General features: G+C 45.6%; 12 protein-coding genes. All 12 read right to left on the minus strand.

Features of this window, described 5'->3' with window-relative positions; all coding sequences use genetic code 11:
• Positions 1–135: 135 nt before the first annotated feature.
• Positions 136–1,692, minus strand: coding sequence for a tRNA (N6-isopentenyl adenosine(37)-C2)-methylthiotransferase MiaB (gene miaB / locus BLQ13_RS21820; protein WP_090923804.1), 1,557 nt, complete (start codon positions 1,690–1,692; stop codon positions 136–138).
• Between the two features lie 307 nt (positions 1,693–1,999).
• The gene (gene pduL, locus BLQ13_RS21825; RefSeq protein WP_090923805.1) at positions 2,000–2,572 is read right to left on the minus strand and encodes a phosphate propanoyltransferase; all 573 of its coding nucleotides are present in this window, start codon (positions 2,570–2,572) and stop codon (positions 2,000–2,002) included.
• Positions 2,573–2,748: 176 nt separating this feature from the next.
• Positions 2,749–3,753 carry a dipeptidase gene (locus BLQ13_RS21830; RefSeq protein ID WP_090923806.1) on the minus strand — a complete coding sequence of 335 codons (1,005 nt, stop codon included), beginning with the start codon at positions 3,751–3,753 and terminating at the stop codon, positions 2,749–2,751.
• 119 nt (positions 3,754–3,872) lie between these two features.
• Positions 3,873–4,133, minus strand: a complete 261-nt coding sequence (locus BLQ13_RS21835; protein ID WP_007430104.1) for a stage V sporulation protein S — start codon at positions 4,131–4,133, stop codon at positions 3,873–3,875.
• A gap of 117 nt (positions 4,134–4,250) precedes the next feature.
• On the minus strand, positions 4,251–5,045 hold the full coding sequence (locus BLQ13_RS21840) for a TIGR00282 family metallophosphoesterase (RefSeq protein ID WP_090923807.1): 795 nt from the start codon (positions 5,043–5,045) through the stop codon (positions 4,251–4,253).
• A gap of 80 nt (positions 5,046–5,125) precedes the next feature.
• Positions 5,126–6,667, minus strand: coding sequence for a ribonuclease Y (rny, locus tag BLQ13_RS21845; RefSeq protein ID WP_090923808.1), 1,542 nt, complete (start codon positions 6,665–6,667; stop codon positions 5,126–5,128).
• Between the two features lie 311 nt (positions 6,668–6,978).
• Positions 6,979–7,749, minus strand: a complete 771-nt coding sequence (locus BLQ13_RS21850; RefSeq protein WP_167375815.1) for a regulatory protein RecX — start codon at positions 7,747–7,749, stop codon at positions 6,979–6,981.
• 239 nt (positions 7,750–7,988) lie between these two features.
• The gene (recA, locus tag BLQ13_RS21855; RefSeq protein ID WP_090923809.1) at positions 7,989–9,053 is read right to left on the minus strand and encodes a recombinase RecA; all 1,065 of its coding nucleotides are present in this window, start codon (positions 9,051–9,053) and stop codon (positions 7,989–7,991) included.
• Between the two features lie 240 nt (positions 9,054–9,293).
• Positions 9,294–10,550, minus strand: coding sequence for a competence/damage-inducible protein A (locus BLQ13_RS21860; RefSeq protein ID WP_090923810.1), 1,257 nt, complete (start codon positions 10,548–10,550; stop codon positions 9,294–9,296).
• Between the two features lie 109 nt (positions 10,551–10,659).
• Entirely contained in the window at positions 10,660–11,247 is a 588-nt protein-coding gene (gene pgsA, locus BLQ13_RS21865) for a CDP-diacylglycerol--glycerol-3-phosphate 3-phosphatidyltransferase (RefSeq protein WP_090923811.1), read from the minus strand.
• A 317-nt stretch (positions 11,248–11,564) separates the two neighbouring features.
• A complete protein-coding gene (locus BLQ13_RS21870; RefSeq protein WP_090923812.1) occupies positions 11,565–12,056 on the minus strand; it encodes a YajQ family cyclic di-GMP-binding protein in 492 nt (163 codons plus the stop codon).
• A 149-nt stretch (positions 12,057–12,205) separates the two neighbouring features.
• Positions 12,206–12,370, minus strand: a complete 165-nt coding sequence (locus BLQ13_RS28595) for a hypothetical protein (RefSeq protein ID WP_167375816.1) — start codon at positions 12,368–12,370, stop codon at positions 12,206–12,208.
• Positions 12,371–12,410 lie beyond the last annotated feature (40 nt).

Consider the following 12,410-nt stretch of genomic DNA (forward strand, 5'->3'; position numbering starts at 1 on the left):
GGGTGGCCGCTTCGGGTTCGGATCGTTCTTTCGATCGCTGTTATCTCCGGATTTTTTCGATCCCCTTCTCCAAGGAGAAAATCCGGAGATAAAGGCGAACGCTTCGCTTCTACAGAATCGATTCCTTCCCCTCCGCTACTGATTCGCAGCTACCGGCTCGGTAAGCAAGTTGCCGCGAATATAAAACGTCATCGGATCGGTAATTTCCACTTGTACAAAGGTACCAATCAGCTCCTTAGAGCCTTCAAAATGCACCAGCTTGTTACTGCGTGTTCGTCCAGCCAGAACAGTTGAATTACGTTTACTCTCGCCTTCGACAAGCACCTCAACAATCTTGCCACGTTGCTGCTCGTTGCTACGCTGGCTGTACTCATTTACCGTTTCGTTCAGGCGTTTCAGACGTTCTTTTTTCACTTCCATCGGCACATTATCTTCCATCACTGCTGCAGGTGTACCTTCGCGTGGAGAGTAGATGTACGTATAGGCAAAATCATAACCAACTTCACGAACCAGAGAAAGTGTATCCTCAAACTGCTCGTCCGTTTCACCAGGGAATCCAACAATGAAATCCGTTGTCAGAACGACGTCTGGAATGGCCGTTTTGATCTTCGCCGCCAGATTCAAATAGTGTTCCCGCGTATATTTACGACTCATCCGTTTGAGCACTTCCGTGCTGCCTGATTGCACCGGTAAGTGGATGTGCTCCACCAGATTACCACCTTTGGCAAGCACCTCGATCAAATGATCATCAAAGTCACGCGGATGGCTCGTTGTAAAACGCACACGTGGAATATCTATTTTACGAATATCGTCCATCAAGTCACCAAAGGTGTATTTCAGATCCGTAAAATCCTTACCATACGCATTCACATTCTGACCCAGCAGTGTAATTTCCTTGAATCCCTGTCTAGCCAGTTCTCTTACTTCTGCAATGACGTCCTCTGGACGACGGCTACGTTCTTTCCCCCGGGTAAACGGCACGATGCAATATGTACAGAACTTGTCGCAACCATACATAATGTTTACCCAGCCGCGCATGCCTTCTCGTTTCTTCGGCAGGTTCTCAATGATGTCGCCTTCCTTGGACCACACTTCCACAACCATCTCTTTGCTAAAGAGCGCTTCCTGAATCAGGTGCGGCAGACGGTGTACATTGTGGGTACCAAAGATCATGTCGACAAAACCATGCTTCTGCATGATCCGGTTAACGACACCTTCTTCTTGAGACATACACCCGCATACCCCAAGCAATAAACCTGGGTTCTCCAGCTTCAGTGTTTTCAGATGGCCCAGTTCACCAAATACTTTGTCTTCAGCATTTTCACGAATCGCACACGTGTTAAGCAAAATAATATCCGCTGCTTTGCGATCTTCCGTAGCTTGATACCCCATCGTCTCCAGCAAACCTTTGATCGTCTCGGAGTCGTGTTCATTCATCTGACATCCATAGGTGTATACGATATAATGCTTGCCCTTTCCGATCGTTTTCAACTCTTCGGGAACAGCCGTCTCATACAGTACCTGAATGTCTTCCTTGCCCCTTTGTTTCTCCTGGCGATGGTTCGGTTCCGCTTTGATATTAATCTCGCGTCCGCGAATTCTAATCTTTTTGCTGAATTCATCTTGCGAAATTACTTTGGCATCGGAGAAATCAAAATATTGGGAGTAATCCTTTTTTGAGTCTTTAGCCATTTCCTTCGGTCACTCCTTACAGCCTCTATTCATAAAAAGCGTTCTTTTCATCACAAAATTCAACCATTTGGTTCCTCATGCTTCAAAAGAGCATTACAGCAAATTATAACATGAATTGGGCTGTAGTTCCACAAGCAAACATGGTCCTGTTGGCTCCATTCTACCGTCCTGATCTGCCTTGCACAAAAAAACCTGAGCGCATTGACGCACAGTTCAAGATGAACTGCCTCTGCCAGTGTACTCAGGTCATTTTTACTTATATCCGGCCTCTTCGTTGTACTGCAACGCTATAGACCGTGTAAAGTCATTAGTCAATAATTTCAGCAGTGTCGCCATTGCGAGCGCCTGCTGCATTTGCTTCATCTGTATCGATGTGCATATCCAGTGCAAAAGAATCAGATACACGAGCCAGTACATTTTCAAGTACCAGACCACGATCCCCACCCAAGCGAACTTTCAACATTTGTTTGTCCTCAATGCCCCATTTTGCTGCATCGGACGTATGGAAGTGGATGTGACGAGCCGCAACGATAACACCTTTGTCAATCGTTACTTCGCCAGCTGGACCTTTGATTGTGATTCCAGGTGTACCTTCGATGCTACCAGATTCACGCACAGGTGCTTTTACACCGATCGCAAAAGAATCCGTCATGGAGATTTCCAATTGTGTTTCTGGACGAACAGGTCCGAGGATACGCACTTTATCAAACTGTCCTTTGGAACCAATGACCGCTACGGTTTCATTGGCAGCGTATTGTCCGGGCTGGGACAGAGGTTTAAATTCAGTCAGTTCATAACCTTTGCCGAACAAAATGTCAACGTGCTCTTGGGATACATGAATGTGACGGGCGGATACGCCCACAGGTACTGTTTTACTCATCGTAAATTCACTCCTTGTTTATCTATGGCCTGTAGACAGGCTCTTAACAATCCAAGTGGTATTATACTCCTTTTTACTGTGAAATGAAAACAAACTGATGAAAATTCATGAAATACACTTATTTTCGCTAATTCATTTCCATTTTGGGACACTTATCTTGAAAAAAGCGAGATTTATTACATCCTCTTTCTTTTACTTGCATGCACTAGTCCACCCTCTGGCAAGTGTTCCCCGAGATAACGTATTGCATTCCCCCATAACCAACCATGCACAAGTGCTTCGTCATAATGCTTCAGCAATATTTCTGTCAGCTTTGGATAACATCCAGCATGCTCCAAATCCTGAATTTTGGTTGAGATCCCGTCAAAATCTGATCCCATCATCAGATGATGAGCCCCGCCTAGCGAACAGATCTGTTCGATGTGTGGTAGCAAGTCCTCTATTCGCACTTCATCCGCTTCTTTGACAAACCAGGGTACAAACGTCAGGCCAACACGTCCATCTCTCGCAACTATGGCCTGAATCTGGTCATCCTTCAAGTTACGTATATGCGGACATACGTTATAGCTGTTAGAATGCGAGGCTATGAAAGGACGTTCGCTCAGATCGGCCAGTTCCCAGAACCCCTTTTCGGATAAATGAGACACATCCAGGAGCATCCCCATCTGATTACAGAGACGCACCAGTTCCTTGCCTTTCTCTGTCAGACCCGCCCCCCGCTTTTCCATAATGCCGTCCGCAGCCCAATTCGCATGATTCCATGTAAGACCAACGACGCGTACCCCCATCTGAAAACACAATTCCAGATAAAACAAGTTTCCTTCTAGCCCATCGACACCCTCCAATGTGATTAGGCCCCATGGAGCGGTTTCCACTTCCGTTTGCAAGTTTGCTACCTGTTCACGCCAAAGCAGCGTCTTGACCCCTCCAGAGCGCTGTGCGCTATGCTCTACCTTTTTACGGTACAACTCCAGCTGTCCCATCACATGTTCAAACTTGCCTCTGCCCAGAACTTCGGGTAAATAAATCGCAAATGCCTGCAGATGAACACCACCTTCTTGCATGCGTTCCAGGTTGACATCCAGTTCGGAAGCCTTCTCAAAAGAAAGTTCAGGTTTCATCAGCAGTTTACTTAATGCATCACAATGAAAATCAGCGATACGCTGGCCTATTCTCGCCATTCCTAGCCCTCCTATTAACGTATACTTACCCATTTACACTCCAATTCTTTTGGAAAATAACGCAAAAAAACCTGTCTACTTTATTCGTAAACAGGCTCATGCGTACGTTAACTCATGTATTATCTGGGCTCCACAATCAGCTTAATGGCCGTTCGGTCCTCACCGTCAATCACAATGTCTGTAAAAGCTGGAATACAAATCAGGTCAACTCCGCTTGGTGCTACAAATCCCCGGGCAATCGCTACCGCTTTAATGGCTTGGTTCAGTGCTCCTGCTCCAATTGCCTGCAGTTCAGCATTTCCACGTTCACGAAGAACTCCTGCAAGAGCGCCGGCTACAGAGTTAGGATTGGACTTTGCTGAAACTTTTAATACATCCATGGTAAGTACCTCCCTGGGAATGTTGAAAGTTTGTTTCCACTTACTAGATGTTATTCGCGGGAGGAAAAAAAATTCCTTCTTTTTAGCAGGGTTTCCCGGCAAAATGGGACAATGCCCCTATTCCATGCGCCACTCATCTTCCATTAAACGTATTTTCTCAATCCGCGTAGCCGCACCGGTTTCTTCGTCAATATCCACGATCACGCCATGAAAATGCCATTTGCCGTCATCTACGACAAATCTCACTGGAAGCTGGGTGTAAAATTTACGTAGCACCGCATCACGCTCCATGCCCAGAATGCCGTCACGCGGTCCTACCATACCTGCATCTGTCAAATATGCCGTACCTCCAGGCAAAATACGTTCGTCGTTGCTTTGCACATGGGTATGCGTACCTACAACGAAGGATGCGCGTCCATCGAGATGCCAGCCCATCGCAATCTTCTCAGACGTTGCTTCCGCGTGCATATCCACAAGAATACACTTATAGTCTCTACGTAGCTCGTCCACAATCTCATCCGCTGCGCGAAACGGGCAATCAATCGCAGGCAAGAAGGTTCTGCCTTGCAGGTTCACGATCGCAAGTTCTTTCCCTTCTCCCTTAACTACGGTATACCCACGTCCAGGTGTACCTGGTGGAAAGTTGGCTGGTCTGATCATACGTGGTTCATCATCTATAAAATCAAAAATATCCTTATTGTCCCAAGTATGGTTGCCAAGCGTAATGCCATGCACGCCCCAGTTAAAAAACTCATTGGCAATTGCACCTGTAATGCCGCGTCCTGCTGCAGCATTCTCACCATTGACAATGATTACATGGGGTTTATATTTCGATTTCAGGTATGGTAAGTTCTCCTTAAGCGCTTTACGCCCTACGTTTCCTACAATGTCCCCAATAAACAAAACTTTCATGATTTGTTGCCTCCTCAATTCCTGCATGGCTTATCAACAGGAAAAGTGGCCCACTGAAGCGGCCACTTTTCCAAAATACTCTATTTTGCGTATTCAACCGCCCGGGTTTCCCGGATCACGGTGACTTTGATATGACCTGGATAATCAAGTTCATTCTCGATCATCTTCGTGATGTCACGAGCGAGGCGGAAAGCTTCAGCATCATCGATCTTCTCAGGCTGCACCATGACACGAACTTCGCGTCCAGCCTGGATGGCGTACGATTTCTCGACACCTTCGAAAGATTCCGAGATTTCTTCCAGCTTCTCTAGTCGTTTGATGTATGTCTCCAATGTTTCGCGGCGTGCACCTGGACGAGCTGCGGACAGCGCATCAGCTGCACCCACCAGCATCGCAATAACTGAAGTTGCTTCGCAGTCCCCGTGATGGGAAGCGATACTGTTGATAACCACTGGGTGTTCCTTGTATTTCTTCGCCAGCTCCACGCCAATTTCAACGTGTGATCCTTCCACTTCGTGATCCAGCGCTTTACCGATGTCGTGCAACAAACCTGCACGTCTTGCCAAAGTTACGTCTTCTCCAAGTTCTCCAGCCATTAGTCCTGCCAAATAAGCAACTTCCATCGAATGTTTCAGGACGTTCTGACCGTAACTTGTGCGGAACTTCAGGCGGCCCAGAATTTTGATGAGATCTGGGTGCAGACCATGCACGCCCACTTCAAAGGTAGCTTGTTCACCGTATTCACGGATACGCTCATCCACTTCTTTACGTGATTTCTCCACCATTTCTTCAATACGTGCCGGGTGAATCCGTCCATCCGCCACCAGTTTTTCCAGTGCCGTCCGGGCAATCTCACGGCGAATCGGGTCAAAGCCCGACAGAATAACAGCTTCAGGCGTATCATCGATAATGAGGTCAATCCCGGTAAGGGTTTCAAGCGCACGGATGTTACGTCCTTCACGACCGATAATCCGGCCTTTCATTTCTTCATTAGGCAGCGTTACAACGGATACCGTTGTCTCCGCTACATGGTCAGCCGCACAACGTTGGATGGCGAGTGTAATGATCTCGCGGGACTTTTTGTCCGCTTCTTCCTTCGCTTGCTGTTCAATGTCCTTGATCATTTGAGCCGTCTCATGACGAACTTCCTGTTCTACGTTGGACAGTATGATACTGCGTGCGTCTTCCATCGTGAGATTGGAGATTCGTTCAAGCTCCGTCACCTGGTTTTTGTAGATCATTTCGATCTGTTGCTGTGTTTCATCGATACGTTTCTCTTTGTTAGCCACTTGCTCTTCTTTACGTTCGAGTGATTCCAATTTTTTATCCAGCGACTCTTCTTTTTGCAACAATCGTCTCTCTTGTCGTTGAATTTCGTTCCGACGTTCACGAGTGTCCTTTTCAGCTTCGGCGCGAATGCGATGAATCTCATCCTTCGCTTCCAGCACCGTTTCTTTCTTCAGTGCCTCTGCCTCTTTTTTCGCGTTCTCCACGATTTGTACGGCAGCTTGTTCCGCACTAGAGATTTTAGCCTCTGCAAGAGATTTGCGAATAAAATATCCGACTCCGAACCCAATAACGAGCGCGGCCACAACGAGAATGATCGTGATAGCAATATCCATACTGTTCACCTCCTCGTTGGTTCCTCCAAGGCACTCCTTGGGTCAACTTTTCTGTTTTCATGCTTTACATATGTTTGGGAATAACGAATACTCACGGCGATCCCCCGCCGATTTTCATTTCACATGTACATGATTACATGTACTATCCACTGTTTCCAGTGAACCCATAATCAGGAATGGACTAAATCTGAAGAAACCGAAACCGCTTTTTTGGAAGGAAAAAGGGTTGTCCATTTCTTACAGACTCATGTCCATTTTAGTATTTGACGAAAGAAATTGTCAAGAGAATGCAGTATTGTTAGTCTCCTCGTCTAGTCCCATAACAATGCTTCATCCTCTTTGGCATCTTCTGCCCCATCCTCTTCCATTAAACGATTCATGACTCGGCGCACCAGATCCATGCTAAAACCGCGTCGCATCAAGTACGGGAACGTTTTACGTTTCTTCTCCTGCACGTCTCCTCGAACTTGTTTCCACTTCTTACGGCCAGCTGTTAATGCCGTGTCGAATTCTGCATCTGCACTAACATCATCCAGTACCTCCGCAATAAGTTCATTTGTAATTCCTTTTTGACGCAATTCTTGCCTTATCCACAGTTTTCCCTTCCGCTGCCCCTCCATACGCTGTCTTGTCCATTCCTTGGCAAACAGGTCATCATCGACAAGCTTTTCTTGCTCAAGCCGATCGAGGACCTCTTCAATAATCGGTGCCGCGAACTCCTTTTGCTTTAGCTTTTGCCGTAATTCATGACGTGTCCGCTGCTTAAACTCCAAAAAACGCAGTGACTGCACGTATGTCCTCTGGCGTTCATCCGCAATAATGATTTCCTCCAGATCTTTCTTCATAAAAATGTTGCCACGTGTCATCCTGTACTTAATCATCACATCTTCCAGAACCGTAAGCGAATAGTGACCAAATGAAATCCGGTAGCGTGCTTCACGACTCTTCGTCCGCTCTACTCTGGTGATGATAAGTTCTTCATCGTCTGGAAATTGGGAGACGGCGTTTAGTTCTGCTTCTTCTTGCAACTCTTCGTCATCATCATGTGCATCATATTCCTGCTGATATTGGCGACGTTTCACTTTGATCCTCACGCTCCCTTGTTTGTGTTTTAGGGTAAAAAAAGACTTCCTCAGCTAATCCTCTTATTTGATTTTCATTCAGGCCACATATGGCATAGATGCTAACAGCCCCTGTCCGGAATGGACAGAGGCTGTTAGCTGGCGAGAACCAATCCTATTTAGCTTCCTAAGCATTAGCACCCGCTTATTACAGGTTTTAGGACGTCAGAATACAAAGTGCCTTCCCCTGTAGAGAAAGATTACTCATTAATTTCGAATAATTCCTGTTCTTCAGCCGCTTCTTTTTCTTGCTCTTCACTCGTTGGAGCAGGAACAGCCGTTGTCAAATTGCTGGCTTCACGAATTTTCTGCTCAATCACATCAGCAATTTCTTTATGTTCTTTCATAAACTGCTTCGCGTTCTCACGGCCTTGTCCTAAACGTTCACCTTCATACGAATACCAAGCACCGCTTTTGTTGACGATATCCAGCTCTGTACCGATATCGATGATACTTCCCTCTTTGGAAATACCTTCACCATACATAATGTCAACTTCCGCTTGTTTGAACGGAGGTGCCACTTTGTTTTTAACAACTTTAATACGGGTACGGTTACCTGTAATGTCATTTCCCGATTTGATACTCTCAATACGGCGTACATCTAGACGAACCGTGGAATAGAACTTTAATGCACGGCCACCTGGTGTCGTTTCCGGGTTACCAAACATAACACCAACTTTCTCACGAAGCTGGTTGATGAAGATGGCAATCGTTTTAGATTTACTGATTGCACCGGACAATTTACGGAGTGCCTGAGACATCAAACGAGCCTGCAGACCAACGTGAGAATCTCCCATCTCTCCTTCAATCTCCGCTTTTGGTACAAGCGCTGCTACCGAGTCAATAACAATGATGTCTACTGCACCACTTCGTACAAGAGCCTCGGCGATTTCCAATCCTTGCTCACCTGTATCCGGTTGTGACAAGAGCAATTCATCAATGTTAACGCCCAGTTTGCTTGCATAATTCGGATCAAGCGCATGCTCAGCATCGATAAACGCAGCTTGTCCACCTACACGTTGGACTTCAGCAATGGCATGCAATGCCACAGTTGTTTTACCTGAAGATTCAGGTCCATATATTTCAACAATACGGCCTTTCGGCAAGCCGCCTGTTCCTAATGCAATATCCAAAGCCAAAGATCCGCTGGGAATAATTTCCACATTCATGTGAGTTGACTCACCCAATTTCATGATGGAACCTTTACCAAATTGCTTCTCTATTTGACGGAGCGCCATATCAAGCGCGGCACGACGGTCTGACAATAAACTCACACCCTTTACTGTTTATAATATAATGATACCTTGTTTTAACTCGTTTGCCAAGCTTTTTTTCGAACATACATTCGTTTTTTTGTTCAGGACGAGGCGCCTCTTCCTCATGAAAATCGATGAAAAAACAGAAAAAGAACCGTAAACAAGGCTGTAAAGCCACATTTTACGGTTCTTCCGTCTACAATCATTATACTTCCTCAATTATGCAAATGCAATCTGCCTGCGTAATCATCAATCAATAGCGACTAACTTTTGCCATAACCGATATAGAATGGCCTTTGCCGAGCGAATGCGAACCGTTTCGCGGTTACCGTTAATCCGGAGTTCATGAATCTCCGTATCCTTCCCACGCTCAGCCAAAGCGATAAACACGAGGCCTGGTGGTTTACGTTCCGAATATCCCGGACCGGCTACTCCGGTAATCGCCAATCCAAAATCAGCATCCCCAATCATACGGATCTGCTCTGCAAGCACTTTTGCCACCTCTGGGCTAACGGCACCTGGTGCATCTTCACCCTCCAGGTAACTGTGAGGCACATTTAACAGCTTTTCTTTGATCTCATTAGAGTAACATACAATGCCACCTTTTAACATCGAGGCACTTCCAGGCACCGAAGTTAAGCTCTGCATCACAAGCCCTCCTGTGCAGCTTTCAGCCGCGCTCAGAGTCAGCCCCATATCAGACATCATTGTAACAATCGTGTACTCTATAGGCACATCCTCGTTAGCGTAGAGATGTTCAGATAAACGCTCACGAATCTGCACTTCCATCGCATCCAGCTTTAGCTTGGCTTCTCCTTCGCTCGGAGCCTTGGTAGACACACGTACGGTTACTTCTCCCTCACTCGCGTAAGGAGCAATCGTAGGGTCTGTCTGTCCGTCAATCAAGTCAAGCAAACGGTCCTCCAGAGCAGATTCTCCAATGCCTGCGAATTTCAACATTCGTGAATAAATCGGCATTTCTTCTGTAAGAGCATGCTGAAGCAACCAAGGTTTGACTTCCTGCTCGAACATTGGAATCAATTCTTTAGGTGGCCCAGGCATAACAACATAATATTTATCGTTATCCGCAATCGCGTTTCCGGCAGCAAGTCCGGTTTCATTCGCCAGAGGGGTTCCACCCTCAAGCACAATGGCTTGGCGCCGATTATTTTCCGTCATTTCCACATTACGATCGAGGAAGAAACCTTCAATTTTATCCATAGCCATACGGTCAATATGCAACTTCCGATTCAACACTGCAGCCAGTGCGTCTTTAGTCAAATCATCCTGCGTTGGACCGATGCCTCCAGAAAATAAAATAATGTCTGCACGGCCCTGCGCGATGCGTATCGCTTCACTAAGCCGATTCTGATTATCTCCAACTACCGTTTGAAAATATACGTCAATCCCCATTGCAGCAAGTTCACGGGAAAGGTATCTGGCATTGGTATTTACGATCTGTCCCAGTAGTAACTCTGTCCCAACTGCAATAATCTCTGCCTTCATTTTGACTTCCTCCTGTACATATGTGGAGTAGTCAAAGGGCAATAGGATGAGTTCCTATTGCCCTTTGACCCAATGAGTCTTTCATCATTACCCGATTCAGCTTAAATCATTACGCTTTTGATAAATGAAGCAAGTTTTTGTTTTTGATAAAGTAGTCAATTCCAGACCAGATGGTGATCAGAGCCGCTACATATACCGCAATTTCATCGACATGAATACCCGTGTATGAGAAGGGGAAATTGTTCAGCAGTAGCAAAACAATGGCTACAATCTGTACTACTGTTTTCAGTTTACCCCAAGCACTCGCAGCTACAACCGAACCGTCCAACAAGGCAATCTGACGTAGGCCGGTCACGGCAAATTCACGGCTGATAATAACGACTGCAATCCATGAATCCAGCTTACCCATTTGAACCAATGAAATCAAAACAGCGGTAACCAGAAGCTTGTCTGCCAGAGGATCAAGCAGTTTGCCCAGATTGGTGACCATATTGTTTTTCCTTGCAAGATAGCCGTCTATTCCATCCGTGCTTGCAGCAACGATAAAAATAAAAGCAGCAATTAACTGATTATACGGAAGCGTAAAGCTCCCGAGATGTAACGGCTCTGGATAAAACGGAAAATCCACGAGCAGAAACACCATCAAAAAAGGGATTAAGCAAATTCGTGCAAGCGTAATCCGGTTGGGTAAATTCACAAGACGCCCTCCCTTTGTATCCTCCATTACTTCAAACAATCATCTTACATTCCGTATTCATCATCTGAAGCAAGAAATGAACGATTGAAACGTCGACTTATATTTACATAAAAGCCTATGTAGAAACGCAAAAAATAAAGTCTACCGCTCAAACGCAAAACTGCTTTTAAACGCTCCGGTGACTTCCAGAAGTGTACTGCTTTTCACAAAGTCAGCTAACGATGAAGACTGGACTTGATGCATGACTGCCAGCAATGCACATTCAGTATAATATACGTACCAATACAGTGTCAAAAAGACATTTCTGTACAAGAGTTTTATTTAAAATTAGTATATTGCAGATCTAGTGGCAAGTTAGCTCCATTAAGAAGTTGCATAACGGCTTGCAGATCATTTTTGCTCTTACCTGTCACCCGAAGCTGGTCTCCCTGAATCTGACTCTTCACCTTCAGTTTGGAATCACGGATGAGGATATTGATTTTTTTAGCCACATCTTGATCAATGCCCTGCTTGAAATTCAAACGCTGGCGAACTGTACCGGATGAAGCTGGCTCCACTTTCCCGTAATCCATATTTTTCAGCGGAAGCCCACGCTTTGCCATTTTGGATTGTAAAACTTCAATAACCGCTTTTAATTTGGTCTCATCATCAGACACAATCGTAAGAGCATCCTTATCCAGTTTCAAGCTACTTTTACTGCCCTTGAAATCATAACGAGCACCAATTTCTTTTTCCGTTTGCGTAACGGCATTGGTCAATTCTTGCAAGTCCATTTTGGACACAATATCAAATGAATTTTCTGAACTCAAACCAAGTCACCCTTTCAATTAATCATATGTTCTGTAACATTATAGAGTAAACTTCAAGCAAAAGTCTAATTTTAGTCATGTTTACTCATAGAAAAAAGCATTTTTGGAGTACCATTCGGTCACCAAAAATGCTTGCTGGTCGAGCTGCCTTAATACCGGCTACGGTTAGGCTGTCTGAACATATCGAGCACACCGAGAACGATATGCGCAAGTCCAAAACCCAATATTCCGTAACCCCAGGCATTTGGAGTCAGGTAATAACCCAGGAGGCTGACAATGATCCCTAAACCGGTTACGATCCAGCTGACTGTCACGGCCTTCCACCTCACTTCACCATAAGTTAACTGCAATTGA

Origin of the sequence: Paenibacillus polysaccharolyticus (genome assembly GCF_900102085.1) — a bacterium.
Classification (GTDB): domain Bacteria; phylum Bacillota; class Bacilli; order Paenibacillales; family Paenibacillaceae; genus Paenibacillus; species Paenibacillus polysaccharolyticus.

What these genes read in the sequence shown, in the direction of transcription:
- miaB (WP_090923804.1), bottom strand. Translation starts at nt 1,692, where the DNA reads ATGGCTAAAGACTCAAAAAAGGATTACTCCCAATATTTTGATTTCTCC.
- pduL (WP_090923805.1), bottom strand. Translation starts at nt 2,572, where the DNA reads ATGAGTAAAACAGTACCTGTGGGCGTATCCGCCCGTCACATTCATGTA.
- BLQ13_RS21830 (WP_090923806.1), bottom strand. Translation starts at nt 3,753, where the DNA reads ATGGCGAGAATAGGCCAGCGTATCGCTGATTTTCATTGTGATGCATTA.
- BLQ13_RS21835 (WP_007430104.1), bottom strand. Translation starts at nt 4,133, where the DNA reads ATGGATGTATTAAAAGTTTCAGCAAAGTCCAATCCTAACTCTGTAGCC.
- BLQ13_RS21840 (WP_090923807.1), bottom strand. Translation starts at nt 5,045, where the DNA reads ATGAAAGTTTTGTTTATTGGGGACATTGTAGGAAACGTAGGGCGTAAA.
- rny (WP_090923808.1), bottom strand. Translation starts at nt 6,667, where the DNA reads ATGGATATTGCTATCACGATCATTCTCGTTGTGGCCGCGCTCGTTATT.
- BLQ13_RS21860 (WP_090923810.1), bottom strand. Translation starts at nt 10,550, where the DNA reads ATGAAGGCAGAGATTATTGCAGTTGGGACAGAGTTACTACTGGGACAG.